This window comes from Microbacterium salsuginis (genome assembly GCF_012524205.1).
Classification (GTDB): domain Bacteria; phylum Actinomycetota; class Actinomycetes; order Actinomycetales; family Microbacteriaceae; genus Microbacterium; species Microbacterium salsuginis.
In genome coordinates, this window is the sequence record NZ_JABACI010000001.1 from 972,676 (window position 1) to 998,769 (window position 26,094).

Sequence of the window (26,094 nt, forward strand, 5' to 3'; positions counted from 1 at the left end):
ACGGATGCCGCGCAGAAGCCCCTTTCGCGAGCCGGAGCGATGAGCTAGACGACTAGACCCCGCCGCCGCCCCCGCCTCCGCCGCCACCGCCGGCCGAACCGCCGCCGCTGGAACCGCCCGACGTCGACGACGCCGACGCCGAGCTCGAGGACAGGTTCGAGATCCCGGCCGAGAACGCGGCGGCGTTGAAACCGGCGCTGCCCGCGTACCACGTGGGCGAATTGCCCTCGCCGTACAGCACAGCGAGCTCGCGCGCCCATTGCTTCTCCTGGCCGAACACGACCGCGTACGGCAGCAGCGTCTCGTACAGCCGCAGCATCTGACGCGGGTCGTCGGTGTCCACGGGCACCCTCTCGGCGCCTTCCGGAGACTGCAGCATCCGGATGCGGTCGGCCTCGGCCCATTCGATGAACTGCTTGAGCCCCAGAAGGTGATCCCGTGTCTCGGCGCCCGCGGCCGTGAGGGGCTTGTGCACGACCAGGAGGATCACCAGCAGCACGGCGAGCACCGCGGCGACGATGAGCACGATGGGAACGAGCGGCTGCACGAACCCGATGAGCCCGGCGATCCCGAAGCCGACGACGAGCACGGCGGCCCCGATCACCACCAGGACGGGCAGCGCCCGCACGCTGCCGCGCACCTGCCGCTGCATCCCTCGTGTCACCAGCTCCTGAGCAGCGCTCTTGAGGATCGCCTGCGCGGCCGACGAGAATCTCGTGTCGGTGCGACCGAACTCGAACTCGTCGCCTGGCCGGCCGTCCGGGAAGAGGCCTTGCAGCAGCATCCGCCCATCGCCGTCGGCCTTCGACGGATCGAGGAGCACCGCCTTGAGCTTGGTGCCGCCCCACCATTTCGACGCGCCTTCTTCGATCCGGATGCTGCCCACGACCGCTTGCTCGAGAACCTCCGCGGGGATCGCCTTGGTGGTCGTGCCCAGCAGGACCGCGCTCTCGAGCGCGTCGATCCCGCGGGGCGGGGTGAATTCGGCCACGACGACCGGGCGGCCCGGTGCGTCGCGCAGGTGTCGCCGCCGCGCGCGTGCGGCGAGAGCCACCGCCCCGCCGAGGCCCAGCACCGCCGCGCCGGCCTGCAGCCAGCCCCACGGTGAGGCGAAGTACGACGAGTCGAACCGCGTGAAGGTGCCCTGCTCGAAGCCGATGGCGATGGTCATCGTCTCGTGGGGGCCCAGCGGGCCGACGGATGCCTCGGCCTCGGTGCCGTCGCCGGTGAGGGTGCACGTCTGGGTCGAGCCCTGGGCGCCGACGTAGCAGGCCTGTTGGCCGGTCCGCGCCTCGGCGAGCGCGTCGGTCATCGTGACCCGCGCGGTGACGCTGCCGAACGGCTGCGGCCAGCCGGTGCCGTTGACGTCCCAGTAGAACTCGTCGGCGGCGGTGTCGGCGAACGGGCGCGTGACGTTCTCGAGCGTGTAGGTGAAGACGTAGGTCTGGCGTCCGTGCACGAAGTCGTCGGCACGCGAGGTCATGACGTACCAGCCGTCCTCCGATTCGACCTCGGACGGACGCTCGGCCCCCGTCTCGTCGGTGATGGAGACGAGCTCGGGATGCAGCGGCGCGCCCTGGTAGGAGTCGGGAACGGCCCGCTGCATGCCCCGGTTCTGATCGTGCTCGGGGAACAGCGCCACGAAGGTCTCGACCACCGTCAGCGTGCTTGCGCCGTCCTCGTCGCGGTCGAGCCGGTACTCCACGTCGAGGCTCTCGAAGGCGAAGTCGTCGACGTCGGCGCGAGCCGGCGATCCGCCGAGCCCGATGACCGCCGCGACCAGCCCGGCGACGATCGCGAGGAGCAGCGCACCGGCTCGGCGGCGGTGGTCGAACGGCGGCGTGGCGAATCCAGTCCCCATGGGGTCAGCCTACGGGTGCCGGTTCGCCGTAATCTTGTCGCTATGACCGATCGACGCCTTGCCATCGACGCCTGGGAGAGCCTGTTCCGCGCGCAGCACGAGGTGTTCGGCGACATCAACGAGGACTTCCACGACGACACCCTCAATCAGGCCGAGTACGACGTTCTGCTGACGGTCACGCGCGGTGAGAACATGACCGCACGGCTGCGCGACGTCACGGCCAACATGCTCATCAGCCAGCCGAGCGTGTCGCGTCTGGTCGACCGCATGGTCGCCCGCGGCCTGATCTCGAAGTGCGCCGACCCCGACGACGGCCGGGGCTCGCTGGTGAAGGCGACGGATGCCGGAGCCGCCCTCTTCCGCCGCGTCGCGGGTGCACACGGGCGGGCGATCGCCGAACGCATGTCGCTGCTCAACGACGACGAGCTGCAGCAGCTGCGCGAACTGACCGCCAAGCTGCGCAAGAAGCAGCCGAGCTGCTGAAGCGGGTCATGCACACGCCCGCCCCCGCCCGCCTGCAGGTCGTGGCCGGCCCGATGTTCGCCGGCAAGTCGGAGGAGCTGCTCCGCCGAGTGCGGCGTGCCCGCATCGCCGGGCTGTCGGTCGATGTCGTCAGCCACGCGCTGGACGACCGGCGCGGCGAGGGTCAGGTCAGCTCGCATTCCGGGCTCGCCGTGCCCTCGCGGTCCGTGCCGGACGTCGATGCGCTCGTCGCCGGCGTGAGCGGTCGCGGGCTCGACGTCGTCGCGATCGACGAGGCGCAGTTCTTCGGGGGCGACCTCGTCGACGCGGTCAACACCCTCGTCGCCGATGACGTGACCGTGATGGTCGCCGGCCTGTGCGTCACGTTCGACGGACGCCCGTTCGAACCCCTGCCGTCACTCATGGCCATCGCGGACGACGTGCTCAAGCTCACGGCGGTGTGTGCGGTGTGCGGCGCCGACGCGGCGTTCCACCAGCGCCTGTCGCCGGGTGAGCTCGGCGACCCCCGCATTCCGACTCCCGCACAGGTGGGCGGCATCGAGTCGTACCAGGCGCGCTGCCGGCGTCACTTCACCGGAGCCGACAAGCCCGCAGACGACGGAACGGATGCCTCATCCCGGGGATGAGGCATCCGTTCCCGTCTTGTGAGCCCTCGCCTACTGCTCGATCGGCTGCGGCTCGTCCTTGTTCGACTGGTTGCTCTCCTGCGCCTGGAGCACGGGCGCCGAGCCCTCGGAGCTGACCTCGATCTTGCGCGGCTTGGCCTTCTCGCTGACCGGGATCATGACGCTCAGCACACCGTTGCTGTAATTCGCAGAGATGCGCTCGGTGTCGATGCCCTGGCCGAGGTTGAGCTGCCGCAAGAAGCTCGCGGCCTCGCGCTCGCGCGTGATCCACTTGACGTCCTCGCCACTCGTGAGGGTGCGCTCGGCGCGGATCGTCAGCAGCTGGCCGTCGACGTCGATGTCGACAGAGCCCGGGTCGATGCCCGGAAGGTCGGCGGTCAGCACGTAGTGGTCTCCGTCGCGGTAGAGGTCCATCGGCATGCGGCGCGGACCGCGGACGGTGTCGAACAGGCTCGACGCGAGGCGGTCGAGATCACGGAACGGGTCGTAGGTGGCCATGGTTTCTCCTCTCTGGTCTGGAAGTTGAGCCACCTCGGCTCAACTACGACCAGATTAGCACTCTAGGCATGAGAGTGCTAAGGGCGTTCTTGTTCGCTCAGAACGAACAAGAACCTCATCGGGCGCTGCTCTTTCGGGCCACTTCGCGCGGCACCCCACCTCTACCCGCACGAGCTGACCCGCGAACGCCGGAGGCCTTGCTGCCCGCGGCCTCGAGGGGCACTTCGCGCGGCATCCCGCCACCAATACCCGCAGGAGCTGACCCCCGAATGCCGCAGCCGAGCCGCCGATGGGAGCGACCAGCCCTGGCATGGGCCGATCGTGGGGTTCCTCCCCAAGCGCGGGAAGCGCGGAGTTCTCCACGGACCGACCTCGGACGGCGGGCGACCACGCACGCGGCCGGCATCGTGGACGGATGCCTCGGGCCCCGCGCACGCTTCCCTCGACGCTCGGCGACATCTTCACGATCGCAGAGGCTGCTGAGGCCGGCGTCACGGCCGGTCGACTTCGCGCAGCGGACCTGGAGCAACCGTTTCGCGGCGTGCGCACGACAGTTGTGGCCGACCGCGAGCCGTCCGTGCGGGAACCGCTGGCGGAGAACGAACGACCACCGACGAAGGACGAGCTCGCGCATGCGGCGACACTGCGCATGGCCAGGGCATACGCGAAGATCATGGGTCCCCATGAGTTCTTCGCCGGGCGGACTGCCGCGGTGCTCAGGAAATGGCCGATCGAGCCCGGAGACGACCTCGTCATTGCCGTCCAGTCCCCGCGACGCCCGCCGCGGCGTCGAGGCATCCGCGGAGTCAAGGTCTCACCGAACCTCGCTCACACACAGATCCACGACCATCTGCGGATGACGACGCCGGCGACCACGTGGGCAATGCTCGCGGGTGAATTGAGCGTTCGGGAGTTGGTCTCGCTCGGCGACGCGATCGTGCGCGTCCCCCGCGATGAGCGCGGAGACCTATGCCCCCACAGCCAGGCCGCCACAGTGCAGCAGCTGGCACGAGCGATAACGGCAGGGCGGCGGGTCGGCGTCGGAAAGCTCCGAGAAGCACTCGAGGAGGTCAGAGTCGGGTCCGCCTCGCCCCTGGAGACGGACTTCCGATTGGATGCCGCGGCAGGAGGTCTTCCCGAGTTCGAGCTTGACGTCGAGATCCATGACGACCGCGGCACGCTGCTGGGAATCACCGAGTTGGTCCATCGCGAAACTCGCACAGTCATCGAGGTCGAAGGCGACCATCATCGCCGCGACCGCAGGCAATGGAACCGCGACATCGAGAAATACGCCGCCTACGCGGCCGAGGGATGGGCGGTCGTGCGCCTCACGTCGAAACACATCCGCGGCGCACGCCCCACCGCGGTGAAGATGGTGCGCGACGTACTCATCGCCCGGGGCTGGCGCCCGGCGTAGTCCTCAGTCGCGAGCTTCGCTGTCGGATCAGCGCCGCCCCGATGTTCAGGGGTCAGTTACTGCAGCATCCCGAGTCACGACGGCGCGCGAACTGACCCGCGAGCCCCAGACCCGCGCCAGAACGCGAGCTCGGGGGTCAGTAACTGCAGCATGCCACCCGCGAATCCCACCGGAACTGACCCTCGAGCCCCAGCAGCTGAGGGCTGGCCGGGTCAGCACTCGATGACGTTGACGGCGAGACCGCCTTCGCTGGTCTCCTTGTACTTGTGCGACATGTCGATGCCGGTCTGGCGCATGGTCTCGACGACGGCGTCGAGCGAGACGTAGTGAGAGCCGTCCCCGCGCAGCGCAAGGCGCGCGGCCGTGACCGCGGTGGAGGCCGCGATCGCGTTGCGCTCGATGCACGGGATCTGCACGAGGCCGCCGACCGGGTCGCATGTGAGACCCAGGTGGTGCTCCATCGCGATCTCGGCGGCGTTCTCGATCTGCCGATTGGTGCCGCCCATCACCGCGGTCAGGCCGCCGGCGGCCATCGCGCACGCCGACCCCACCTCGGCCTGGCATCCGCCCTCAGCGCCCGAGATCGAGGCGTTGGCCTTGAAGAGCGAACCCAGCGCTGTCGCGGTGAGCAGGAACCGACGGATGCCGCGGCGGCGGTTCGCCTCGGCGATCAGGCGTTCGTCCTCCTGAGCACCGACGGCCGGCACGTGCGCGCCTCCGCCGAACCCCAGCAGCGCACTGCCGACGAGCTCGCCATACGGCGTGACGGCGTTCCCTGCCCCGAGTCCCGAGTCCGCCAGGAACCGCCACCAGTACATCGCCACGGCCGGGACGATGCCCGCGGCCCCGTTGGTCGGGGCCGTGACGACGCGTCCTCCCGCGGCGTTCTCCTCGTTCACCGCGAGCGCGAACGCGCCCAGCCACTCGCCCGGCAGCTCGCGCCTCCCGTCGGCTTCGACGGCCTCGAGCTGCGCCCGGATCGCGGCGGCACGCCGCTTCACCCCCAGCATGCCCGGCAGCACTCCGTCCGCCTGCAGTCCCGCCTCGACGCAGGCCGCCATCGCGTCCCAGATGGCGTCGAGACCGTCGGCGAGCTCCTCGTCGCTGCGCAGCGTCACCTCGTTCAGTCGCGCAGCCTCGGCGATCGTGAGCCCGCGTTCGTCGCACAGTGCGAGCAGCTCCTCGGCGCTGGCGAAGTCGACGGGGAACGCGTGCTCGCGGACGGGCGCCGCCTCGCCCTCGCGCCGGACGAACCCGCCGCCCACCGAGTAGTACGTCTCGCGGGCGAGGAGCCCGGGCGCCGGCCCGCCGGATGCCACGGCCGTCGCCCGCCCGCCAGCGCCGGTCGCCCGCACCCCGAGCGCGTGGCCGTGGCCGTGCCTCGGCGGACCCTGCTGCGGCGATGCCCACGCCTCGAGCGTCATCGCATTGGGGTGCGCGGGCAGCCGCGTCCGCGGCTCGAAGACGACGTCGGACCGGTCGAACGACACCGAGTGCTCGCCACCGAGGTCGAGGGGGCGGTCGTGGGGCCATCCGCTCCACGACGAGCGCACGGCATCCGGGTCCGCCGTCTCGGGCCGCAGCCCGCGCAATCCCGCGACGACCGCGTCCGGCGTTCCGTGCCCGATGCCGGTAGCCCCCAGCGATCCATACAGTGTGCACGTCACGCGCTCGACCCGGGGCAGCACCCCGGTCTCGCGCAAGCGGACGACGAAGTCATGTGCGGCCCGCATGGGACCGACCGTGTGGGAGCTCGAGGGTCCTACGCCGATGGAGAACAGCTCGAACGCCGAGACGTAGGCGCTCACGACTCCAGGCTACGCCGCGCGGCGGGCAAAGTGCGCGCCGCGCTTTCTCGAGAAGGTGCAGGATGCCTCGACAGAGGCCGCTCGAACGTGCAGTGTGCGCTTCACGGGCGTTGGAAGGCGATCAGCCCCACGGTGTTGCCTTCGGAATCCTCGATGAACGCCTGCCATTCCTCGTGGCCCTCGGGACCCAGCCGGTCGTCGTCGTGGCGGAAGATCACGTGGGGATGCGACACGACCCGGGCGACGCCGTCCAGTCGCTCGAGCGTCTCGTGGACGTTCGCGACGTGAAAGTAGATGAGCGACGACGGGGCGTTGCGGTCCAGCAGCAGACGGATGCCGTCCAGGTCGAAGAACAGCAGCCCGGGCGGGTCGAATCGCGCGACCGGCTCCATCTCGAGCAGCGCCGTATAGAACGCGCCCGCGCGATCGAGGTCCACCGCCCGCTGTGCGACCTGCGCAAGTCTCATGCACACATTGTCGCGCTCAGCCGGTGCCACGTCACCGGGTGGCGGGATCGGACTCTGTCAACCCCCGCGACGGCACGCCTGCCCGGCGGATACGAAGGATACGACCGATCTCGGGAGGTTCACCGTGCTCTTCGTTCTCTACGCGATCCTGCTCATCGGTGGGATGTGGCTCGTCGGCGTCGCCTTCGCCGCGCCGACCCTGTCGTCACTCATCTTCGTCGCCGGCGTGCTGTGCATCGCCGCAGCCGTCGCCGTCCCGATCACCGCGCAGCGCATGGACAGCGACCCACCCGGGCGTTAGGCAGCCCCGCCCCGACCTGCCATGTCCGCGGTGCATGCGACGATCCGCTGGACGCGCGATCGGCGGGAGGGTGGGATGCGGGGCGAGGCGACCGTGCTGCACGCCGATCTCGACGCCTTCTATGCGTCGGTCGAGCAGCGCGACGCGCCTGCGCTGCGCGGGCGGCCCGTCATCGTGGGCGGCGGCGTGGTCCTCGCCGCGAGCTACGAGGCGAAGGCCCGCGGCGTCCGCACCGCGATGGGCGGACGGCAGGCGCGGGACCTGTGCCCGGACGCGGTGGTCGTCCCGCCTCGGATGGAGGCCTACTCCGAGGCCAGCCGCGCCGTGTTCGCGATCTTCCGCGACACCACGCCGCTCGTGGAAGGGCTCTCGATCGACGAGGCGTTCCTCGAAGTCGGGGGGCTCCGCCGGATCGCGGGCACTCCCGAGCAGATCGCGGTGCGATTGCGCGAGCGCGTGCGCACCGAGGTGGGGCTGCCGATCTCGGTCGGCGTGGCCCGGACCAAGTTCCTCGCCAAGGTCGCGAGCGCCGTGAGCAAACCCGATGGGCTGCTCGTGGTCGAGCCCGACGAGGAGCAGGGCTTCCTGTTGCCCCTGCCTGTCGAGCGACTGTGGGGAGTCGGCGCCGTCACCGCCGAGAAGCTGCATCGTCTCGGCATCCGCACGGTCGGTCAGCTCGCCGAGCTCGAGGCCGCGGCCGCCGAGAGACTGCTGGGCAAGGCGACCGGAGCGCACCTGCACGCGCTGGCCCGGCTGCGGGATCCCCGCCCGGTCGACACCACGCGTCGTCGCGGATCGATCGGCTCGCAACGGGCGCTCGGCAACCGTCCGCGTTCGCTCGACGAGCTCGACCTCATGCTGACGCAGATCGTCGACAGGCTCGCCCGCCGTCTACGCGAGCGCGACCGGGTCTGCCGCACCGTGGTGCTGCGCCTGCGGTTCGGCGACTACACCAAGGCCACCCGTTCTCGCACCGTCCGCTTCCCCACCGACCGCACCGCGGTGGTGCTCTCGGTCGCGCGCGCTCTGCTCGCCGCCTCCGCACCTCGGATCGCAGAACGGGGCATCACCCTCATCGGCATCTCGCTCTCGCAGTTGGGGCACGCCGACAGCATCCAGCCGGAGCTTCCGATCGAGTGGGAGGACGGTGCGCGCCTCGACACGGTGCTCGACGCGGTGCGCGATCGCTTCGGAGCGGCATCCGTCGCCCGCGCCGCCCAGCTCGGTCACGACCCGGGCTGGTCGACGCCGGTGCTGCCCGAGCACGAGTGAGCGGATGTCGTCAGCCGCGATTACTCTGCCCGCATGGCGGAGCGTGTCGAACTGTGGTGGGCGCGCCGGCAGTTCTCCAAAGGCGCGGCCGTCCCCTACCCGGTGGGGAGCTACCGCGAAGCGTGGGCACCGTTCCCCGCCCTCATCCGCCAGTACCACCCGGAGCTCAACGCCGGCATCGTGCTGAGCCAGGTGCCGCCCGCCGCCGACGTGCTGCTGCTGTGGCAGTGCGAGGCAGGCCACAAGTTCGCCGCGACCCCCGACGAGCAGCGCAACCGCCCCGGTCGTGAACGTCGCCGCTCAGCATGGTGTCCCGAATGCACGGATCTCGCGCGCCCCGCCCGTGCGCTCCCGATGCGGGATGTGGTGACACCTCCCGGCGCGCCCGTCCCCACCGCGATCGCGATCCCGATCGAACGCACGGTCCTGCGGGAGAGGAGGCCCAGACGCAAGGTCCAGCTCTGCCCGAAGACACCTGATCTGCCGCCCGGCACGCCCTTCCGGTCCGAATGCGCGCCGAAGCCGGCATCCGCGGTCGAGGCGCAGGTGAGGGCCGACGTGTTCGCGCGCGTGTCGGTGACAGCAGGCCTGAACGCGGTGCGGGTCGCGCGGCCGTTCTTCGACCACGTCGAGGTGTGGCCCGACATCCTGATGCCCGAACTGCGCATCGCCGTCGAGTACGACAGCACTGGCCGACATGGTCTGGAGCACGTCGGCAAGCGCGCGGAAGCCGACCGTCGCAAAGACCGCGCGCTGCGCGCGGCGAAGTGGGAGGTGGTGCGCATCCGCACCGGCAAGCTCGAACCGCTCGGCCCCCACGATCTGCAGCTGACCGCCTGGAACCGCAAGGGACTCGATCGTCTCGTCGACACGCTCAGAGGCATCCGCGGGCCGCTGCTCGTCGACCCGTACCTGGCGTGAACCGCACCGGGCGATCAGGCACGAGCGCAGAAACAGAAAAAGCCCCGGATCCGGGGCTTCTTCCTTACTGTCTCAACACAGTGCGCGCCTCGAGGGACTCGAACCCCCAACCTTCTGATCCGTAGTCAGATGCTCTATCCATTGAGCTAGAGGCGCACGTTGCCGCTCTCGCGCACAACGTCGTCAAGAATACCTCACGGTGCGGATCGGCGCGAATCGGCGTCGGGCTCCTCGGGCTCGGTGGCGCGGCGCCGGTGAGCCGACAGCCGCGGCAGGTCGACCACGCGGATCGACTGCATCCGCGCGGCGCGCATCCGCTCGTAGTCGGGGTCGAGGTCGGGCCGCATGCCCTCCACGGTGAGCCGCCGCTGCAGGTTCGCCTCGACGTCTCCCCACGCGGCATCGCGCGACTGCTCGACGAGGACGCGCACGACGTGCGGATCCTCCGCCATGCGGCGGAGCTCCTTCGCGACTCCGACGTACTGACGGTGGCGCTTGCGCAGGTTGCGGGTATCGCGATCGCGGTAGTCGTGCGTGCCGTCGGGATCGGTGAACTTGCCCCACGCCTTCTTGCGCTGACGCCGGGCGAGCTCAGCCGCCTGGTCCTGCTCATCGGCCAGCGAGATCAGGATCTCGCCCGCGTACGGCGCGAATCGCGTCAGGTCGAACGGCTCGTCGTTGGCGATCGTCTCGACGAGGATCCGGTTGCGCAGGGCCAGACGAGCGGCGGCGGACGCGATGGAGACGCCCTCGGCGATCGCATCCGCGGTCTTGCCCATCGCACCTCCCTCGGGAAAGGCTAGTGCGTCGGCGCCGCCGCGGTGGGCGAGAATCGAAGGCGTCGGGCAACACAGGCGATGCCCGCACACGGGAGGAAGCGTGGCACGGATGCGACGACTCGACGTGCGAGGACGTACGACCGTCATCACGGGCGCTGCCGCAGGGATGGGGGCAGAGGTCGCCCGCGACCTCGCGCGGCGCGGGGCACGCGTCGCCCTCGTCGACCGCGATCCCGACGGGCTGGCGGCCGTGGCCGCCGACCTCCCCGGCTCTGGTCACACGACGCACGTCGTCGACCTCGCCGACGACGGCGCGGTGGTCGCGGCCGCGCGCGAGATCGAGGCATCCCATTCCCGCGTGCAGGCCCTCGTCACGTGTGCCGGCTCGTCCATGCTGGGCGACATCGACCAGCTCACGATGGACGAGATGCGCTGGCTGATGGACGTGAACCTGTGGGGCACGGTCAACATCACCAAGGCGCTGCTCCCCGCCCTGCGGCGCGAGCCGGCGGCGCACATCACGCACCTGGTGTCGATCTACGGCCTCACCGCCCCGGCCGGTCGCATCCCCTACGCCATGAGCAAGTTCGCCGTGCGGGGGTTCACCGAGGCGCTCCGCCACGAGCTCGAGCGCTCCACCGTGACGGTGGGCGCGGTCTACCCGGCGGGCGTCAAGACCGGCATCATCCTGCGGGGCCGCTTCGCCGCAGCCATCGACCCGGCGATCGCCGCCCGCGCGGCGGCGGCGCAGGCCGCGATGTACCACACCGAGCCCGCCGACGCTGCGCGGCGGATCGTCGAGGCGACGGTGAACCGCCGGTCGCGCACCATGGTCGGTCGCGAGGCACGCCTGGTCGATGTGCTCGCGCGGATCGCGCCGAGCCACTACTGGGCGCCGATGCGGCGCCCCCTGCGGAACGCCATCGACACGACCACGCCCGTCAGGGACCGCGCGTAGGTCCGGCGACGGTGGCACGCCGCCGCTTCGGCGGGCGCGGGGTACGTGGGCTCGAGTGCGCCCGCACAACTAGCAATCGGCGTGCGTCCGCGCAAGCCCCCTGACCGTGGAAGGCGCGTTCCGTAGCGTCGTCGTCACGCCCCCACGAGAGGAGTAACCCATGGGATTCATGGACGACGCCAAAGAGACGGCCAAGGCTGTCGGCGAGAAGGTCAAGGACACGTGGGAGGACACCACCGACCGGATCGGCGACAAAGTCGACGAGATGAAGGCCGAATCCGACGTGAAGAAGGCGGAGGCCGAACGGGACTCGGTCAAGGCCCGCAACGACATCAAAGAAGACCTGCGCGACGAGACGTGATCTCGTCGAGGCACCGGTGGTCTCCGGTGTCAGTGTGCGAGGGCTCCGGTACGCCGGGGCCCTCGTCGCATCCTCGCCAAACCGATCGGACGTGGGGTCCGAACAACACCTGACGCGGCATCGGCCGCACTGAACAAGGAGGAACGCACATGCGCTCGTCACCCAATCGCCTCGTCGCGACGATCTTCGGAGCCGTCTACCTCGTCGTCGGCGCGCTGGGCTTCGCCGTCACCGGCGGGGTCGGATTCATCGCGACCGACGGAGGACTGCTGCTCGGGATCTTCGAGGTGAACCCGCTTCACAACATCGCCCACCTGCTCATCGGGGCAGCCCTGCTCATCGGCGGCCTGAAGTCGGTGACCGCCGCCAAGGCGGTCAACATCGTCGTCGGTGCCGTCTACCTGCTGCTGGGCATCGTGGGCTTCTTCCTCGTCGGAACTGCCCTCAACATCCTCGCGCTCAACACGTTCGACCACTTCCTGCACCTCGTCAGCGCACTCGTGCTGCTGGGCGTCGGGCTCGGGGCCGAGCGCGGCGTGCGCAGCTCGACGTCGGCACGCACGGTCTGAGCCGACAGATGCCCACCGCAGTCAAGGCTTCTTCCGCTCCGGCGGTGGCTGCGGTCGCGGCGTGGGGAGCCGGGCTGGTGCAGCTCGCTCTCGGCGCCGGGGGACTGACCGGCGCCGATGGAGTGACGGGAGATGTGGCCGCCCGGGGGGCCGGCCTCCTCCTCGTCACCCTCGGCGCCGGCGGGATCGCGTGGGGTGTGGCCGCGCTGGTGCACGCGCGAGCGGTGTTGCCGCGCTTTGCCGTGGCGGGGGCGCTCGCGGGTCTCGGTGCGCTCACGGCCCTGCTGGTCGCTCAGCCGGCACGAACGAGCGTGATCGCCGTGGCCGCGGCATCCGCTCTGCTCATCGTCGTGGCTCTCGCGTGCGGCCTGCGACTGCGAGAGCGGAAGAAGGACGGGGCGGATGCCGCCCCCCTGCGTGTGCGGGCGCTCATCGTCGCAGCGGTCGTTGTCGCCGCGGTGGTCACGCCGGCCCTCGGCACGACCGAGGCCGCACAGTTGGCCCCGGACCACGGCACCCACGGCGTGGTCGAGCCGGACCATCACTGATCCGGATCGTCAGCGGGTCAGTCCCATCTCGGAGTCGAGCCGGGCCAGCTTCTCGGGGTTCGCGATCGAGTAGATGCGGCTGACGCGCCCGTCCTCGACGGTGACGCTGATGGCGCCGATCAGCTCGCCGTCGACCTCGGCGCGCAAGCCGGGCTGTCCGTTGACCATCATGGGCGACAGGCTCAGGCCGCTGCCGTACTTGCCCAGGCCCGCCACGAGGTACCGCGCGAGCTTGTCGGCGCCCACGACCGGACGGCGCGCTGCGCCCCGCACCTTGCCGCCGCCGTCGGCGACCGACACGACGTCGGGCGCGAGCACATCCATGAGCGCCTGCAGGTCACCGGTGGCGATGGCACGGCCGAGGCGCGCCACGACCTTCTCGTGCTCGGAGCGCTCGACCTTCACGCGCGGGCGGCGAGCGGCGACGTGGTCACGCGCGCGGTGGGCGATCTGCCGCACGGAGGCGGTCGACTTGTCCACGGCCTCGGCGATCTCGTCGTACGGAAGGTCGAAGACCTCGCGCAGCACGAACACCGCGCGCTCGGTCGGAGCGAGGGTCTCGAGCACGGTCAGCATCGCGATCGACACGTTCTCGGCGAGCTCGACGTCGTCTGCGACGTCGGGTGACGTCAGGAGCGGCTCGGGCAGCCACTCCCCCACGTAGTCCTCCCGACGACGCGACAACGTGCGGAGGTGGTTGAGCGCCTGACGCGTGACGATGCGCACCAGGTATGCCCGAGGGTCGTGCACCTGATCGCGATCGACGTCGGCCCAGCGCAGCCACGACTCCTGCAGCACGTCCTCGGCGTCGGCCGCGGATCCGAGCATCTCGTACGCGACCGTGAAGAGCAGGCCCCGATGCGTGACGAACGGGTCGACGAGCGCGTCCATACCGCCGAGCCTACGACGTCCGCAGGCAGGGCGGGGCGGTGTCAGACGATCGCGCCGATGCGCCAGGACGCGGTCGCGGATGCCTCCGGCTCCAGCACGATCAGACCGGCGTCGTAGTCGTACGATCCGGCGTTGAACGCGTCGGGGGCGCACGTCATCGGCTCGACCGCGAGCCCCAGCCGGCTCTGCGCCGGGTCGGGCTTGTCGGCGGTGTGCACCTGCACCCATGCGCACGAGGCATCCCACGACATCTCGACACCGGTCCCCTCGGCGCTCGCCACGCGCACCGTGGCGATACCGTCCGAACCGCGGATGAGACCCGTGTACGCGTGGTCGATCTCGGCCGCACCGATGGAACGGGCGGTGCGGAAGTCGAAGCGCTCGGGGTCGTCGGCGTCGACCGGCACGAGATCGGTGGGGATGAGACGGTCCGGGGTGACGGCGAGCACCTGGGTGGCGGGGAGCTCGAGCGTCCACTCGTCGACGTGGCCGGGGCCGGCGACGAGGTACGGGTGCGGGCCGGTGCCCCACGGCGCCGGCTCGGCGCTGTCGTTGCGGGCGGTGACCGACTGCGTGAGGCCATCGGGTCCGAGCTCGAACCGCGCGGTCACGATGACGCGCCAGGGGTACGCCGTCTGCGGCTGGATGACCGCGGCGAGGGTCACGTGGTCGGAGCCCTTGTCGATCGCCTCGAAGTCGAGCCACGTCGCGAGGCCGTGGAGCGCGTGCGAGCGGGCCGGCTCGGTCAGAGCCAGCTGGAACTCGCGACCGGCGAACGAGTACTTCCCGTCGACCACGCGGTTCGGCCAGGGCGCGAGCGTCGCGCCGCGGTGCGCCGGGCGCACCTCGTCGGCTTCGAAGGGGACGACGAGATCGCGCCCGCGATACGTGAGCGAGCGCAGCGTCGCACCGACGCTCGCGATCACGGCCTCGTAGTCGCCGGCGCGCAGAGCGTGCTGAGTGCCGGATGCGGGGGTTACAGCCATGGTTCGGATCCTCTGGGTGTGTTCGGGAAGTTCGCCGCAGGCCAGGCTACCGGGATCGCTCTCACAGCGTGGGCCGCGGCCGTGGCGGGACGGGGTCGGCTCAGAGGCCCTGCGCCAGACGGTAGTAGGCCTGGTTCCAGCGCAGTTCGCGCTGGAAGCCGCGGACCGTGGTGTCCTCATCGATCACGACGAGCTCCGTCCTGGCGATCTCGGCGAAGTCACGGAACACCTCGATGCCGACGGCGGTCGTCATGACGGTGTGGTGCGCGGCGCCGGCCGCGAGCCAGCAGGCGGCGCTGGTGGCGAAGTCGGGTGCGGGCTTCCACACCGCGCGGCCGACGGGGAGCTTCGGCAGATCGGGGGCCGCGACGTTCTCGACCACATTCGCGACGAGCCGGAACCGGTCGCGCATGTCGCTCATCGCGACGACGAGGGCCGGGCCCGGGTCCGCGGTGAAGACGAGGCGCACCGGGTCCTCCTTGCCGCCGATGCCGAGCGCGTGCACCTCGAGGCGCGGCTTCGCGGTGGTCAGCGACGGCGACACCTCGAGCATGTGCGCTCCGAGGATGCGCTCCGAGCCCGGCACGAGGTCGTAGGTGTAGTCCTCCATGAGGCTCGCGCCACCGGGAAGGCCCGCGCCCATCACGTTCGCGACGCGAACGAGGATCGCCGTCTTCCAGTCGCCCTCGGCGCCGAAGCCGTACCCCTCGGCCATGAGCCGCTGCACGGCGAGTCCGGGCAGCTGCTTCAGCGCGCCGAGGTCCTCGAACGAGGTGGTGAACGCGCCGAAGCCGCCCTCCTCCAGGAACGAGCGCAGCCCCAGCTCGATCGCCGCGCCGTCGCGCAGCGACTGGTGCCGGTCGCCACCCGGACGCAGCTCGTCGGCCACGTCGTACTCGTCGAGGTAGACGGCGACCAGGGCGTCCACGTCGGCGTCGGACGCGGCATCCACCGCCTCCACCAGCTCGTTCACACCCCACGTGTTGACCTGCACGCCGAACCGCAGCTCGGCCTCCGTCTTGTCACCCTCGGTCACCGCGACGTACCGCATGTTGTCGCCGAAGCGCGCGAGCTTGAGAGTGCGGGCAGCGGTCCATCCGGCGGCGGCGCGCTGCCAGTCCTCAACCTGCTGGCGCACGGCCGGGTTCGACACGTGGCCGACGACCGTCTTGCGGGCCACGCTGAGACGGGTCTGGATGTACCCGAACTCGCGGTCGCCGTGGGCGGCCTGGTTGAGGTTCATGAAGTCGAAGTCGATGTCGGCCCACGGCAGCTCGACGTTGGCCTGCGTGTGCAGGTGCAGCAGCGGCTTCTGCAGCGCGTCGAGGCCCGCGATCCACATCTTCGCGGGGCTGAAGGTGTGCATCCACGCGATGACGCCGATCACGTCGTCGCGCGAGTTTACCTCGAGCGCCAGCTTGCGGATCGAGTCGGAGTCCTTGAGCACCGGCTTCCAGACGACGGTGACCGGCAGGCCTTCGAGGCCGGCGACGACCTGCTGCGACTGCTCGGCGACCTGGCGGAGCGTCTCTTCGCCGTAAAGGTTCTGGCTGCCGGTGACGAACCAGACCTCGTACGAGTCGAGCGAGCTGGAGAGCGGGGTGCGGGTCATATCGGTTCCTTTGTTCGTGGTCCGGTCGTTGAGCGAGAGCGAAGCGACGAGACGAGACGCAGTGGCATGACGGGGCGTTTCGTCTCGCTCCGCTCGCTCAGCGACCGGGGGCGAGAGAGGCCACAGCGGCGGCTTCGACGGCGAGGCCGGCGCGGTAGCGGTCGAGGTACGAAGCGAAGCCGGCGACGTCGGCCGGATCCGGTTCGACCGCGTCGATCGGCGCGTGCGCGAACACCCGCTCGTCGAGGTACGACGAGAGCGGGATCCCGGATGCTGCAGCATCGCCTTCTTTCACGGCCCCGGCGTACGCAGCGAGCACGGCGATGCCCCATGCCCCGCCCTCGGCGGCGGTGTCGCCCACCGACACCGGAGCGTCGAGAGCGCCCGCGAGGAAGCGCTGCGCGACGCCGGCCGTGCGGAACATGCCGCCGTGGGCGAACATGCGGTCGAGAACGACGCCTTCGTCTTCGAGCACGCGCATGCCGAGCGCGAGCGTGCCGAAGACACCGTAGAGCTGCGCGCGCATGGCGTTGGCGAGCGTGAAGCGGCTGTCAGGAGTGCGCACGAACAGCGGGCGCCCCTCGGTCAGTCCCGCGATCGGCTCGCCCGCGAGGTGGTTGTAGGCGAGCAGCCCGCCCGCGTCGGCCTCGCCCGAGAGGGCCTCGCGGAACAGGGTCTCGTACACCGCATCGTCGTCGACAGGCGTGCCCGACGCTTCGGCGAACCGCGCGAACATCCCGGCCCACGCGGCGAGCTCGCTCGCGCCGTTGTTGCAGTGCACCATGGCGACGGGGTCGCCCGCGGGCGTCGTGACCAGGTCGAGCTCGTGGTGCACCTTCTCGAGAGGCCGCTCGAGCACGACCATCGCGAAGATGCTCGTGCCGGCGCTCACGTTGCCGGTCCGCGGGGCGACGGCGTTCGTTGCGACCATTCCCGTTCCCGCGTCCCCTTCGGGAGGGCACAGCGGGATGCCGGGGCGCAGCGTCCCTGTCGGGTCGAGCAGCGCTGCACCCTGGGCCGTGAGCTCGCCGGCGGGCTGCCCCGCGGCCAGCACCTCCGGCAAGAGCGCTGTCACGCTCTCTCCGTGGAGGCGTCCGGCGGCCAGCCGGTCGTAGCGTGCGATGAGCTCGGCGTCGTAGTCGCCGGTGGCCGAGTCGATCGGGAACATGCCCGACGCGTCGCCCACGCCGAGTGCGCGCCGTCCGGTGAGCCGGAAGTGGACGTATCCGGCGAGAGTGGTGAGGAAGCGGACCCGCGGCACGTGCGGCTCCTGGTCGAGCACGGCCTGGTGCAGGTGCGCGATCGACCACCGCAGCGGGATGTTGACGCCGAATGCCTCGGTGAGCTCGGCGGCCGCGCGCCCGGTCGTGGTGTTGCGCCACGTGCGGAAGGGGACGAGCAGATCACCGGCTTCATCGAACGCGAGGTAGCCGTGCATCATCGCCGAGACGCCGATGGCTCCGAACGTGTCGGGCCGCACGCCGTGGCGCGCCTCGGCGTCGGCGAGCAGGGCTGCGTAGGCGGCCTGGAGGCCCGACCACACGTCCTCCAGCGAGTAGGTCCACATGCGGTCCTCGAAGACGTTCTCCCACGCGTGAGAGCCCACCGCGAGCACCTGGGTGGGGTCGTCGGCCGCGATCAGGCACGCCTTGATCCGGGTCGACCCGAGCTCGATCCCGAGCGCGGTGCGGCCGTCGCGGATCGCCTGGGCCACGGCATCCTGCGTCGTTCCGCTCATCGCCGCTCGTCTCCGCTCTGTCCGTAGACGTTCTGATACCGATCGAAGAGGCGGTCGATCGCGTCCTGCGGGATCGGGATCAGCGGACCGGCCTCACGTGCGTAGTGCACGGTGCGTGCGACGTCCTCGACCATGACGGCGGCCTTCACCGCGTCCTTCGCCGACGTGCCGATCGTGAACGGACCGTGGTTCTGCATGAGCACCGCCCGCGAGCGGTGTCCGCGGAGGGTCTCGACGATGCCCCGGCCGATCGAGTCGTCGCCGATGATCGCGAAGGGGCCGACCGGGATCGGACCGCCGAACTCATCGGCCATGGCCGTGATGACGCACGGGATCTCTTCGCCGCGAGCGGCCCACGCGACGGCGAAGGTCGAGTGGGTGTGCACGACACCGCCCACGTCGGGCATGTGGCGGTACACGTACGCGTGGGCGGCGGTGTCGCTCGAGGGGCTGCGCTCGCTGCCCGAGGTGCCGGGGATGGCATTGCCGTCGAGGTCGCACAGGATCATGTTCTCGGCGGCGAGGTCGTCGTAGCCGACTCCGCTCGGCTTGATCACGAACAGGTCGGCGCCGGGCACGCGCCCCGAGACGTTGCCGCCCGTCCACACCACGAGCCCGTAGCGCACGAGTTCGCCGTGCAGCCGCGCGACCTCCGCGCGGGTGGCGGCGACGGATGCCTCGACCTCGGCGCTGAACGATGATGCCGGCGTCGCCGGGTCAGGGATGGTCACGTGGCCTCCATCGGTTCTCGTGGCGCGGTCGTCGGGCCGGGGTCGATGTTACCGGTAACAACGCTCCCGTGCCATTCCCTTCAGGGCGTCGCCTGCTCCCGAACTGACCTCGCCCTCGTGATCAAGCCGTCCAGCAGAACGTCCATCATGGGGTTGGCGGGACGAGCTGGTTCCACGGCGCCGCTGTCGGCAAGCCGGCTGAGGGCGTGGATGAGGTCCTCGGCGCGGACGTCGCGGCGAATGGTCCCGTCGGCGGCGCCGGCGTCCAGGATGGCCTGGACTCTCGGGGCGAGCGTCCCGAGGAACTGCGCCGGGAGCGGCCGGTAGGCGGGATCGCCGGAGTGGAGGGCGCTGGCGAAACCGCGCTTGGTCGCCACGAAGCGCGCGAGGCTCTGCGCCCACATCCGGAGCGCCTCCGCAGGCGGATGCTGCGACGACAGACGGTCCGCCTCGGCGGCCGTCGCATCGAGTTCTCGCCGGAAGACGGCGATGATCAGGTCCGACCGCTGCGGATAGTTGCGGTAGATCGTGCCGACGCCGACCCCGGCCCTGGCTGCGATGTCGCGCATCGACGCGTCGACCCCCGACTCCGCAAAGGCCGCCTTCGCCGCCTCCAGGACGACCTCGGCGTTGCGCTGGGCGTCCGCCCGCTTGCGCCGAGGACCGCCGGCCGGCGCTTCATGCGCACTCATGTTCCCTCTCCTGCGTGACAAACGGAACATCGTTCCGTATAGTTGCGGATGACCGTTCCGCTTACGACCACCGTACCCGCTCGCTGCGGGGACACCAATGGAGGAACCATGCAGTACCGCCCACTCGGCCGCACCGGCATCCGCATCTCGCCCTTCGCGCTCGGCGCGATGATGTTCAGCTCGTTCGGCAACGGCGATCAGGAGGAGGTGAACCGGATGGTCTCGCGGGCCCTCGATGCCGGCATCAACCTGATCGACACCGCCGATGCCTACGGCGACTCGGAGGAGATGCTCGGCCGTGCGCTCAAGGGACGCCGCGACGACATCGTGCTGGCCTCCAAGTTCGCGCGGCCGATCGGCGACGAGGTCAACCACCAGGGAGGCTCGCGTCGGTGGATCGTCGCCGCCGTCGAGAACTCGCTGCGCCGGCTGCAGACCGACCACCTCGACCTGTACCAGATGCATCGCCCTGACCCGGAGACCGACATCGAAGAGACCCTGTCGGCGCTCACAGACCTCGTGCGCAGCGGCAAGGTGCGAGCGATCGGCTCGTCCGACATGCCCGCGTCCGAGATCGTCGAGGCACAGTGGGTCTCAGAGCGTCGCGGACTGGAACGATTCCGCACCGAACAGCCGCACTACTCGCTGCTGGACCGCACGATCGAGCGCGAGGTCCTGCCCGTCGCGCAGCGGTACGGCATGGGCACGGTGATCTGGAGCCCGCTCGCCAGCGGCATGCTGACCGGTCGCATCCGCCGCGGGCAGGAGACCGACCTGCGCCGCACCCGGATGTTCGCGGCCCTGCGGGACGAGCGGCGCATCGACGCCGTCGAAGAGCTCATCCCGCTCGCCGAGGAGGCGGGGATGTCGCTCACGCACATGGCGCTCGCCTTCGTGATCGCCCATCCCGGAGTGACGGCCGCGCTCATCGGTCCGCGGACCATGGAGCAGTTGGAGGATCTGCTCGCGGCGGCCGAGATCACCCTCTCCGACGAGGTGCTGGACCGGATCGACGCGATCGTCCCGCCCGGAACCGGCGTGGGCCGGATGGATCAGGAATACAACACGCCGCCGATCCTCTCCGCGGCGCTGCGCCGGCGTCCCGCTCAGGATCGGGCGGCGGCCTGAACCGGGGCCGTCAGGGGCGCCCCGGCGCAGCCGTCGACGCGCGCACGACCAGCACGGGTGGGCGCGGGTCGGCGCCCTCCACACCGAGCACCGCGGCGACCGCGCGGCGCGCCTCGCCGGCCAGATCGAGTCCCACGGTCGTGAGCGCCGGACGGTAGAAGGCGGCGTCGGGGTTGTCGTCGAAGCCGGCGATGCTCACGTCGCCCGGCACGTCGAGGCCTGCCGCCCGCAGCCCCGCGATCAGACCCAGTGCCATCTGGTCGTTGGCCGCGGCGACGGCGGTCGGGCCGTCCGCACTGCGCACGGTGGCGGCGACCTCGGCGGCCAGGTCGGCGCCCGACGCGGCTGTCCAGTCCCCGCTCCACCGCACGCCCGGCGCGAGGCCGGCGGCCGCCAGGGCGCGAGCACCGCCCGCGTCCCGCCACCGCGCCTCGAGCCAGTCGTCCGGACCCACGACCCGCGCGATGCGGCGGTGGCCGAGCGACACCAGATGGCCGACTGCGAGCGCCGCGCCCTCCTCCTGGCGGACGGCGCCGGCGTCTGCGTGCAACGCCGTGATCGCCACGCCGAGCCGCGCGTCCAGCAGGGCTGCGAGCGTGGTCGCGTGGGGCGCCAGCACGATGAGGCCGTCGACCCCCTGCCCGAGCAGCCGGTCGGCCGCTTCGCGGACGGATGCTTCGGACGAGGCATCCGCATACGCCGTGGCGATCCATCGCCCGGCCTCGCGTGCAGCCGTCTCGAGGGCGGCGATGCCGACCGCGGGACCGTACAGCGTCGCGTCGGAGGCGATCACGCCCAGCGTGCGGGTCGTGCGGGTGCCGAGCGATCGCGCGGCGTTGTTGACGCGATACCCGAGCGAGGCGATGGCCGCGAGCACGCGGTCACGCGTCTCTGGTCGGATGTTCGGCTGCTCGTTGATGACGCGCGAGACCGTCTGAGTCGACACACCCGCTGCGCGCGCCACGTCGCGCACGCCGACCCGTCCGCGTCCTGCGGCGTCACTCTCGCTCATCGCGGCCACCTTAGCCCCACGGCGCCACCAGCCCGACGCAAGTGGCAGGCTGGATTCATGCGCATCGCCCTCACCGGCTCGTCCGGAAAACTCGGCACCGTCGTCGCACGCGAACTGCGTGCGGCCGGGCACGACGTCATCGGCCTCGACGTCGTCGGCACTCGCGGACCGGACTTCGTCCAGGTCGATCTGACCGACTACGGCCAGGTCGTGGACGCGCTCACCGCGGTGAACGACCGCCATGACGGCTTCGACGCGGTCGTGCATCTCGGCGCCATCCCGGCCCCCGGCATCCGGTCGGATGTCGCGACGTTCCACAACAACATGACGGCGACGTTCAACGTCTTCTGGGCTGCTGTCAGACTCGGCATCCGGCGCCTCGTGTACGCCTCGAGCGAGACCGTCCTCGGCCTGCCGTTCGACGTTCCGCCGCCGTACATCCCCGTCGACGAGGAGTACCCGCCGCGCCCCGAGTCGGTGTATTCGCTCGTCAAGACGCTCGAAGAGCGGATGGCGGTGGAGCTGGTGCGCTGGCATCCGGATCTCTCGATCACCGGGCTGCGGTTCTCGAACGTCATGGTGCCCGAGGACTATGCCGAGTTCCCGTCGTTCGATGCCGACGCCCGCCGTCGCAAATGGAACCTGTGGGGCTACATCGATGCACGCGACGGCGCTCAGGCCGTGGATCGCGCGCTCCAGGCGGCTCCGCCGGGTTTCGAGACGTACATCATCGCCGCGGCCGACACCGTCATGTCGCGTCCCAATGCCGAGCTCGTCGCCGAGGTGTTCCCCGACGCGCCGGTGAACGGCGATCTCGGTGAGCACGACACCCTCCTGTCGATCGACAAGGCCCGCCGGCTGCTCGGTTTCGACCCGCAGCATTCGTGGCGGGACCACGTCCCGGGATCATGAGCGAGGACCCGCGTCTGGCGGCGGCCCGGTATCGGGTCGACAAGCTCGCGCGCGATGACGTGCCTGCCCCGGAGGACGGCGGCGCACCGGCCGGCCCCGACGACGACGGGGCTGATGAGCAGTCCGCGAGTTCGCGCGAGCCGAACGCCCTGGATCGCGCGGCGTACGTCGAGGTCGCCATCCAGCAGGCGATCCGCCGTGGCGAGTTCGACGATCTCCCCGGCGCGGGCAAGCCTCTCCCCGATCTCGGCCGGCATCACGATCCCGACTGGTGGATCCGCCGCAAGATCGAGACGGAGCGGCTCACCGGACTCGGCCCGCCGGCGCTCACTCTCCGCGTCGAGGAGCGGGAGCTCTCAGGCCGGCTCGACGAGCTCGCCCGCGAAGAGGACGTGCGCGAAGCGCTCGAGGACTTCAACCGGCGCGTGATCGAGGCGCGGCGCCAGCTGCTCGGCGGCCCTCCGGTGGTGACGCCGACGCGCGACGTCGAGGCCGAGGTGGCGGCGTGGCGCGCACGGCGCGAGGCCCGCATCGCGCAGCAGGAGACGGATGCCGCAGCCCCACGCCGCCGGTGGTGGCGGCGCGGCCCCTAGTCCGGTTTCGAATCGCGCACTTTGCAGCCTCCGGCCCCGCCGAGTTGCAAAGTGCGCGATTTGAAAGCCGGGGTGGCTACGGGTTCGGGTTGGTGGCCTTGCCGTCGAGCCACAGCGTGTTCGACGGGTCGGAGTGGGTCGATCCCGAGTCGACGTGCTTGTCGCTGATCTGCGGCCCCTTGGTGATGACGTGCACCAGCGCCATCGCGTGGCCGCGACCCAGGCCGTAGTCGTCGGCGAGCCACTGCACGATCGGCGTGGCCTTGGTGGTCTCGTCGAACCCCTTCTCACGCGCGAGGTCGATGAACTGACGCGGGGTCAGGCCGGTCTTGGTCTCGATGTTGTCGAGGTATGCCTGGAAGGACATATCTACTGATCCTCTCGGTCGGCGGCGGGGATGTCGAGCACGCCCGGCTCATCCTGCCACTCCTGGATGATGCGGTCGGACGCGTGGATGCAGAGCACCCGCAGTCGCCCGGTCCCGCTGTTCTTGAAGCCGTGCCACGCCCCCGCAGGCGCCGTCGCGGTGTCGCCTTCCACGGCGTCCAGGGTGCGGTCGCCGATGGTGATGCGCGCCTGCCCTTCGAGCAGAACCCACGTCTCGGGGTACGGGTGACGGTGGATGTCGGGCCCCTGGCCGGGCTCGTTGTCGACGAAGAAGTACGACACTCCCGCGCCGTGCCCGGCGCCGATGAAGCGGCGGGTGCGGCCCGTGCCGAGGGCGAGCTCGGACGCCGGGACGATGGCGGGGATGTCGGTGGCCGTGCGGGTGAGGGCGTCGAGGTCCATGGGTTCCTCCTTGGCTGGATCCGGTGACGTGTGTTCAGCCTGTCGCCCCGGCATCCGTCGCTCTATCCTTTCGACGTGGATCGAAAGTACGTCGACTTCCAGCTGGCGCCCGGTGACCTCACCGCGATCCGCTTCGGCATCTCGCCCGGCCATGAGCTGTGCCATGCGGTTCGCGCACTGCACCGGCCCGACCACCATCCGCTGCAGTGGGGGTGGATGCGCTCGACCCGGGGGGCGATCCCGCGAGACGACTTCGAGGTGCTCACGCTGCTGATCCGCGACGACGGGTACTTCCCCGACTTCCTGACGTCCACCCCCACCTGGGATCTCAGCCCCGAGGCCGAGGCGGAACGCCTGCGCGACATCGACGACGAGCGCTTCGAGGTCGACATGACGAAGGTGCTGGTGCGTTCGCGGGGCGCCGCGCAGGTCGCCGTGCAGCGCATGCTCGATCATCCCGACCGTGCCCGCGCGATGATCGCGGAGGCCTGGCTCTCGGTGTGGAACGCCGGCATAGCCCCGGTCTGGACCCAGCTCGAGCGGCTGCTGCGCGCCGACATCGCCGTCCGCTCGCGCCGGATCGCCGAAAGCGGCATCGGCGGGATGATCGCGACCCTCCACGATCGTGTCGAATGGGCCGGCGGCGCCGTGCGCGTCACGATGCGCATCTGGAGCGAGATCGTCGACTGCCGTGGCAGCGGGCTCGTGCTGGTGCCCTCGGTCATGGGCACGAGCGGGTGCAACGTGCTCACCGAGCCGCCCGCGCAGCCGACGCTGTTCTACCCTGCGCAGGGCGTGAGCGCCGAGTGGGCGCGGGACCCGACCGGCGCCGTCGACGCGCTCGGCGCACTGCTGGGACCTGCGCGGGCGCGCATCCTGCTGGACGCCCACGAACCGCGCACGACGTCGCAGGTCGCAAGCGACACCGCCGTCGCGATCTCGACCGCGTCCCATCACCTGACCGTGCTGCGCGACACCGGCTTGGTCGCCAGCTCGCGCGACGGTGCTCGCGTGCTGCATCGACGCACGCCTCTGGGCGAGGCGATGGTGGGCGCGGTGCTCTGAGACCGGACCCGGCTCAGCGGCGCGGGATCGTCGAGCCGCGGATGACGAGGCGCACGGGAAGGTGGTGCGTGCCTTCGCCGATGTCGACGCCGTCGATCGCGTCGAACACGCGCTGGGCCGCCTGCCGTCCCAGCTGCTGCAGGTTGGCGTCGATGCTCGTGAGCTGGGGGCGCGAGTTCGTGGACAGGACCTCCCAGTTGTCGTAGCCGATGACCGCGAGATCGTCGGGCACGCTCCGGCCCAGGTCACGGGCGGTGTCGAGCACCCCGCGTGCGATCTGGTCGGACCCGCAGAAGATCGCGTCGACATCCGGGTGCCGCTGCAGCAGCATCGCCGCGGCATCCCTTCCCCAGTGCTCGCTCCACTCCGAGAACATCGCCTCGCCGACCAGCTCGAGACCGGCCGCGTCCAGCGCCGCCCGCGCCCCGGCCAGTCTGTCCTGCGCAGCCGCGTAGGCCGGATCGCCGGTGATGTGGGCGATGCGGGTACGGCCGCAGCCGATCAGGTGCTCGATCGCCATCCGGCCGCCTGCGTAGTTGTCGGGGGTGAGGGAGAGGTCGCGAGGGTCGTCCGACGGCGCGTACGCGTAGACGACGGGTACCGGCATCTCCTGCCCGAGCGAGGGCCGTGGGTCGGTCTGCCGCCCGACGACGATGATGCCGTCGACGCGACGGCTGAGCAGCGCCTTCAGATGGTGCTGCTCACGGATCGCGTCGCCTCGCGCGTCGCACAGGAACACGTTCACCTGGCCGGCGCCGAAGGCATCCTCCGCTCCCATCAGGATCGGGAGCATGAACCGGCCCTCGAGGTCGCTGGTGAGCAGCCCGACCGTGCCGGTGCGCCCGGCCAGAAGTCCGCGTGCCATCGCGTTGGGAGTGAAGGACAGCTCATCGGCCGCTTCGACGACGCGGCGACGCGTGGCGGGCGCGACGTCGTCTCGGCCGTTCAGGGCCTTCGACGCCGTGGCGATCGACACGCCTGCCCGACGCGCCACGTCGCTCAACGTCGCGCTGCGTGCGCCTCCCTCACTCGGCACCGGGACTCCCCTCGTTGCTGAAACGTTATCGAAGCGCCCA

At 70.7% G+C, this 26,094-nt stretch carries 29 protein-coding genes and 1 tRNA gene; 14 read left to right on the plus strand and 16 right to left on the minus strand.

From position 1 onward, the window contains the following. Positions 1-52 precede the first annotated feature (52 nt). A complete protein-coding gene (locus HF576_RS04735) occupies positions 53-1,861 on the minus strand; it encodes a DUF2207 domain-containing protein (RefSeq protein WP_240948633.1) in 1,809 nt (602 codons plus the stop codon). A 42-nt stretch (positions 1,862-1,903) separates the two neighbouring features. Here HF576_RS04735 and HF576_RS04740 point away from each other — a divergent pair, with 42 nt between their 5' ends. Both HF576_RS04740 and HF576_RS04745 read left to right on the plus strand, forming a co-directional pair. After that, entirely contained in the window at positions 1,904-2,344 is a 441-nt protein-coding gene (locus HF576_RS04740) for a MarR family winged helix-turn-helix transcriptional regulator (RefSeq protein ID WP_168911584.1), read from the plus strand. A gap of 8 nt (positions 2,345-2,352) precedes the next feature. After that, a complete protein-coding gene (locus tag HF576_RS04745; RefSeq protein WP_168911585.1) occupies positions 2,353-2,970 on the plus strand; it encodes a thymidine kinase in 618 nt (205 codons plus the stop codon). A gap of 30 nt (positions 2,971-3,000) precedes the next feature. Here HF576_RS04745 and HF576_RS04750 read toward each other — a convergent pair whose 3' ends face one another. Beyond that, positions 3,001-3,468 carry an Hsp20/alpha crystallin family protein gene (locus HF576_RS04750; RefSeq protein ID WP_168911586.1) on the minus strand — a complete coding sequence of 156 codons (468 nt, stop codon included), beginning with the start codon at positions 3,466-3,468 and terminating at the stop codon, positions 3,001-3,003. Between the two features lie 415 nt (positions 3,469-3,883). Here HF576_RS04750 and HF576_RS04755 point away from each other — a divergent pair, with 415 nt between their 5' ends. Beyond that, on the plus strand, positions 3,884-4,885 hold the full coding sequence (locus HF576_RS04755; RefSeq protein WP_168911587.1) for a hypothetical protein: 1,002 nt from the start codon (positions 3,884-3,886) through the stop codon (positions 4,883-4,885). Positions 4,886-5,097: 212 nt separating this feature from the next. On the opposite strand, the gene HF576_RS04760 is transcribed toward HF576_RS04755, so the two are convergent. Then, entirely contained in the window at positions 5,098-6,693 is a 1,596-nt protein-coding gene (locus tag HF576_RS04760) for an L-serine ammonia-lyase, iron-sulfur-dependent, subunit alpha (RefSeq protein WP_168911588.1), read from the minus strand. Positions 6,694-6,794: 101 nt separating this feature from the next. After that, positions 6,795-7,160, minus strand: a complete 366-nt coding sequence (locus tag HF576_RS04765) for a VOC family protein (protein WP_168911589.1) — start codon at positions 7,158-7,160, stop codon at positions 6,795-6,797. Positions 7,161-7,284: 124 nt separating this feature from the next. Between HF576_RS04765 and HF576_RS04770 the strand changes: the two genes are divergently transcribed. The 3 genes from HF576_RS04770 (at position 7,285) to HF576_RS20105 (ending at position 9,654) form a co-directional block, all read left to right on the plus strand. Further along, positions 7,285-7,461, plus strand: coding sequence for a hypothetical protein (locus HF576_RS04770; protein ID WP_168911590.1), 177 nt, complete (start codon positions 7,285-7,287; stop codon positions 7,459-7,461). 75 nt (positions 7,462-7,536) lie between these two features. After that, the gene (gene dinB / locus HF576_RS04775) at positions 7,537-8,733 is read left to right on the plus strand and encodes a DNA polymerase IV (RefSeq protein ID WP_168912078.1); all 1,197 of its coding nucleotides are present in this window, start codon (positions 7,537-7,539) and stop codon (positions 8,731-8,733) included. Between the two features lie 33 nt (positions 8,734-8,766). After that, positions 8,767-9,654 (plus strand): zinc-ribbon domain-containing protein, encoded by an 888-nt coding sequence (locus HF576_RS20105; protein ID WP_205834725.1) that lies wholly within the window; start codon positions 8,767-8,769, stop codon positions 9,652-9,654. Positions 9,655-9,737: 83 nt separating this feature from the next. Here HF576_RS20105 and HF576_RS04790 read toward each other — a convergent pair. Both HF576_RS04790 and HF576_RS04795 read right to left on the minus strand, forming a co-directional pair. After that, positions 9,738-9,810 (minus strand) — tRNA-Arg (locus HF576_RS04790). 38 nt (positions 9,811-9,848) lie between these two features. Further along, on the minus strand, positions 9,849-10,433 hold the full coding sequence (locus tag HF576_RS04795) for an asparagine synthase (protein ID WP_168911592.1): 585 nt from the start codon (positions 10,431-10,433) through the stop codon (positions 9,849-9,851). A 109-nt stretch (positions 10,434-10,542) separates the two neighbouring features. Here HF576_RS04795 and HF576_RS04800 point away from each other — a divergent pair, with 109 nt between their 5' ends. The 4 genes from HF576_RS04800 (at position 10,543) to HF576_RS04815 (ending at position 12,869) form a co-directional block, all read left to right on the plus strand. Next, on the plus strand, positions 10,543-11,391 hold the full coding sequence (locus tag HF576_RS04800) for an SDR family NAD(P)-dependent oxidoreductase (protein WP_168911593.1): 849 nt from the start codon (positions 10,543-10,545) through the stop codon (positions 11,389-11,391). Positions 11,392-11,551: 160 nt separating this feature from the next. After that, entirely contained in the window at positions 11,552-11,752 is a 201-nt protein-coding gene (locus HF576_RS04805; RefSeq protein ID WP_168911594.1) for a hypothetical protein, read from the plus strand. Positions 11,753-11,901: 149 nt separating this feature from the next. Further along, positions 11,902-12,321, plus strand: coding sequence for a DUF4383 domain-containing protein (locus tag HF576_RS04810; RefSeq protein ID WP_168911595.1), 420 nt, complete (start codon positions 11,902-11,904; stop codon positions 12,319-12,321). Between the two features lie 8 nt (positions 12,322-12,329). Then, entirely contained in the window at positions 12,330-12,869 is a 540-nt protein-coding gene (locus tag HF576_RS04815) for a hypothetical protein (protein ID WP_168911596.1), read from the plus strand. 9 nt (positions 12,870-12,878) lie between these two features. On the opposite strand, the gene HF576_RS04820 is transcribed toward HF576_RS04815, so the two are convergent. The 6 genes from HF576_RS04820 to HF576_RS04845 form a co-directional block, all read right to left on the minus strand. Beyond that, positions 12,879-13,760, minus strand: coding sequence for an RNA polymerase sigma-70 factor (locus HF576_RS04820; RefSeq protein WP_168911597.1), 882 nt, complete (start codon positions 13,758-13,760; stop codon positions 12,879-12,881). A 41-nt stretch (positions 13,761-13,801) separates the two neighbouring features. Beyond that, complete coding sequence (locus HF576_RS04825; protein ID WP_168911598.1) at positions 13,802-14,746, minus strand: aldose 1-epimerase family protein; 945 nt, start codon at positions 14,744-14,746, stop codon at positions 13,802-13,804. A gap of 100 nt (positions 14,747-14,846) precedes the next feature. Further along, entirely contained in the window at positions 14,847-16,358 is a 1,512-nt protein-coding gene (gene araA / locus HF576_RS04830; RefSeq protein WP_168911599.1) for an L-arabinose isomerase, read from the minus strand. A 97-nt stretch (positions 16,359-16,455) separates the two neighbouring features. Further along, positions 16,456-18,096 (minus strand): xylulokinase, encoded by a 1,641-nt coding sequence (locus HF576_RS04835; protein ID WP_168911600.1) that lies wholly within the window; start codon positions 18,094-18,096, stop codon positions 16,456-16,458. Beyond that, positions 18,093-18,821 (minus strand): L-ribulose-5-phosphate 4-epimerase, encoded by a 729-nt coding sequence (locus HF576_RS04840; RefSeq protein ID WP_168912079.1) that lies wholly within the window; start codon positions 18,819-18,821, stop codon positions 18,093-18,095. The genes HF576_RS04835 and HF576_RS04840 overlap by 4 nt, the downstream gene beginning before the upstream one ends. Before the next feature lie 86 nt (positions 18,822-18,907). Beyond that, positions 18,908-19,519 (minus strand): TetR/AcrR family transcriptional regulator, encoded by a 612-nt coding sequence (locus HF576_RS04845; RefSeq protein WP_168911601.1) that lies wholly within the window; start codon positions 19,517-19,519, stop codon positions 18,908-18,910. Between the two features lie 108 nt (positions 19,520-19,627). On the opposite strand from HF576_RS04845, the gene HF576_RS04850 reads away from it, so the two are divergent. Then, positions 19,628-20,647: an aldo/keto reductase gene (locus tag HF576_RS04850; RefSeq protein ID WP_168911602.1), complete on the plus strand. Its 1,020-nt coding sequence runs from the start codon at positions 19,628-19,630 to the stop codon at positions 20,645-20,647. Between the two features lie 10 nt (positions 20,648-20,657). Here the strand turns inward: HF576_RS04850 and HF576_RS04855 are convergent, their stop codons facing one another. Further along, positions 20,658-21,659 carry a LacI family DNA-binding transcriptional regulator gene (locus HF576_RS04855; RefSeq protein ID WP_168911603.1) on the minus strand — a complete coding sequence of 334 codons (1,002 nt, stop codon included), beginning with the start codon at positions 21,657-21,659 and terminating at the stop codon, positions 20,658-20,660. Positions 21,660-21,716: 57 nt separating this feature from the next. Here HF576_RS04855 and HF576_RS04860 point away from each other — a divergent pair, with 57 nt between their 5' ends. Together HF576_RS04860 and HF576_RS04865 are read left to right on the plus strand one after the other, a co-directional pair. Next, complete coding sequence (locus tag HF576_RS04860) at positions 21,717-22,571, plus strand: NAD-dependent epimerase/dehydratase family protein (protein WP_168911604.1); 855 nt, start codon at positions 21,717-21,719, stop codon at positions 22,569-22,571. Beyond that, positions 22,568-23,164, plus strand: a complete 597-nt coding sequence (locus HF576_RS04865) for a DnaJ family domain-containing protein (RefSeq protein ID WP_168911605.1) — start codon at positions 22,568-22,570, stop codon at positions 23,162-23,164. Before HF576_RS04860 ends, HF576_RS04865 begins: the two co-directional genes overlap by 4 nt. Positions 23,165-23,240: 76 nt before the next feature. Here HF576_RS04865 and HF576_RS04870 read toward each other — a convergent pair whose 3' ends face one another. Together HF576_RS04870 and HF576_RS04875 are read right to left on the minus strand one after the other, a co-directional pair. Then, positions 23,241-23,531 carry a DUF4287 domain-containing protein gene (locus tag HF576_RS04870; protein ID WP_168911606.1) on the minus strand — a complete coding sequence of 97 codons (291 nt, stop codon included), beginning with the start codon at positions 23,529-23,531 and terminating at the stop codon, positions 23,241-23,243. Between the two features lie 2 nt (positions 23,532-23,533). Next, positions 23,534-23,953, minus strand: a complete 420-nt coding sequence (locus HF576_RS04875) for a cupin domain-containing protein (RefSeq protein WP_168911607.1) — start codon at positions 23,951-23,953, stop codon at positions 23,534-23,536. Positions 23,954-24,028: 75 nt separating this feature from the next. On the opposite strand from HF576_RS04875, the gene HF576_RS04880 reads away from it, so the two are divergent. Further along, positions 24,029-25,018 (plus strand): DUF5937 family protein, encoded by a 990-nt coding sequence (locus HF576_RS04880; RefSeq protein ID WP_168911608.1) that lies wholly within the window; start codon positions 24,029-24,031, stop codon positions 25,016-25,018. 13 nt (positions 25,019-25,031) lie between these two features. Here HF576_RS04880 and HF576_RS04885 read toward each other — a convergent pair whose 3' ends face one another. Further along, positions 25,032-26,054 carry a substrate-binding domain-containing protein gene (locus HF576_RS04885; RefSeq protein ID WP_168911609.1) on the minus strand — a complete coding sequence of 341 codons (1,023 nt, stop codon included), beginning with the start codon at positions 26,052-26,054 and terminating at the stop codon, positions 25,032-25,034. Positions 26,055-26,094: the final 40 nt, after the last annotated feature.

Coding starts and splice junctions, on each gene's coding strand:
- HF576_RS04825 (WP_168911598.1), bottom strand. CDS start 14,746: ATGGCTGTAACCCCCGCATCCGGCACTCAGCACGCTCTGCGCGCCGGC.
- HF576_RS04820 (WP_168911597.1), bottom strand. CDS start 13,760: ATGGACGCGCTCGTCGACCCGTTCGTCACGCATCGGGGCCTGCTCTTC.
- HF576_RS04740 (WP_168911584.1), top strand. CDS start 1,904: ATGACCGATCGACGCCTTGCCATCGACGCCTGGGAGAGCCTGTTCCGC.
- HF576_RS04860 (WP_168911604.1), top strand. CDS start 21,717: ATGCGCATCGCCCTCACCGGCTCGTCCGGAAAACTCGGCACCGTCGTC.
- HF576_RS04835 (WP_168911600.1), bottom strand. CDS start 18,096: ATGAGCGGAACGACGCAGGATGCCGTGGCCCAGGCGATCCGCGACGGC.
- HF576_RS04800 (WP_168911593.1), top strand. CDS start 10,543: ATGCGACGACTCGACGTGCGAGGACGTACGACCGTCATCACGGGCGCT.
- HF576_RS04765 (WP_168911589.1), bottom strand. CDS start 7,160: ATGAGACTTGCGCAGGTCGCACAGCGGGCGGTGGACCTCGATCGCGCG.
- HF576_RS04805 (WP_168911594.1), top strand. CDS start 11,552: ATGGGATTCATGGACGACGCCAAAGAGACGGCCAAGGCTGTCGGCGAG.
- HF576_RS04755 (WP_168911587.1), top strand. CDS start 3,884: ATGCCTCGGGCCCCGCGCACGCTTCCCTCGACGCTCGGCGACATCTTC.
- HF576_RS04855 (WP_168911603.1), bottom strand. CDS start 21,659: ATGAGCGAGAGTGACGCCGCAGGACGCGGACGGGTCGGCGTGCGCGAC.
- HF576_RS04750 (WP_168911586.1), bottom strand. CDS start 3,468: ATGGCCACCTACGACCCGTTCCGTGATCTCGACCGCCTCGCGTCGAGC.
- HF576_RS04870 (WP_168911606.1), bottom strand. CDS start 23,531: ATGTCCTTCCAGGCATACCTCGACAACATCGAGACCAAGACCGGCCTG.
- araA (WP_168911599.1), bottom strand. CDS start 16,358: ATGACCCGCACCCCGCTCTCCAGCTCGCTCGACTCGTACGAGGTCTGG.
- dinB (WP_168912078.1), top strand. CDS start 7,537: ATGCGGGGCGAGGCGACCGTGCTGCACGCCGATCTCGACGCCTTCTAT.
- HF576_RS04745 (WP_168911585.1), top strand. CDS start 2,353: ATGCACACGCCCGCCCCCGCCCGCCTGCAGGTCGTGGCCGGCCCGATG.
- HF576_RS04815 (WP_168911596.1), top strand. CDS start 12,330: ATGCCCACCGCAGTCAAGGCTTCTTCCGCTCCGGCGGTGGCTGCGGTC.
- HF576_RS20105 (WP_205834725.1), top strand. CDS start 8,767: ATGGCGGAGCGTGTCGAACTGTGGTGGGCGCGCCGGCAGTTCTCCAAA.
- HF576_RS04810 (WP_168911595.1), top strand. CDS start 11,902: ATGCGCTCGTCACCCAATCGCCTCGTCGCGACGATCTTCGGAGCCGTC.
- HF576_RS04845 (WP_168911601.1), bottom strand. CDS start 19,519: ATGAGTGCGCATGAAGCGCCGGCCGGCGGTCCTCGGCGCAAGCGGGCG.
- HF576_RS04875 (WP_168911607.1), bottom strand. CDS start 23,953: ATGGACCTCGACGCCCTCACCCGCACGGCCACCGACATCCCCGCCATC.
- HF576_RS04865 (WP_168911605.1), top strand. CDS start 22,568: ATGAGCGAGGACCCGCGTCTGGCGGCGGCCCGGTATCGGGTCGACAAG.
- HF576_RS04795 (WP_168911592.1), bottom strand. CDS start 10,433: ATGGGCAAGACCGCGGATGCGATCGCCGAGGGCGTCTCCATCGCGTCC.
- HF576_RS04735 (WP_240948633.1), bottom strand. CDS start 1,861: ATGGGGACTGGATTCGCCACGCCGCCGTTCGACCACCGCCGCCGAGCC.
- HF576_RS04850 (WP_168911602.1), top strand. CDS start 19,628: ATGCAGTACCGCCCACTCGGCCGCACCGGCATCCGCATCTCGCCCTTC.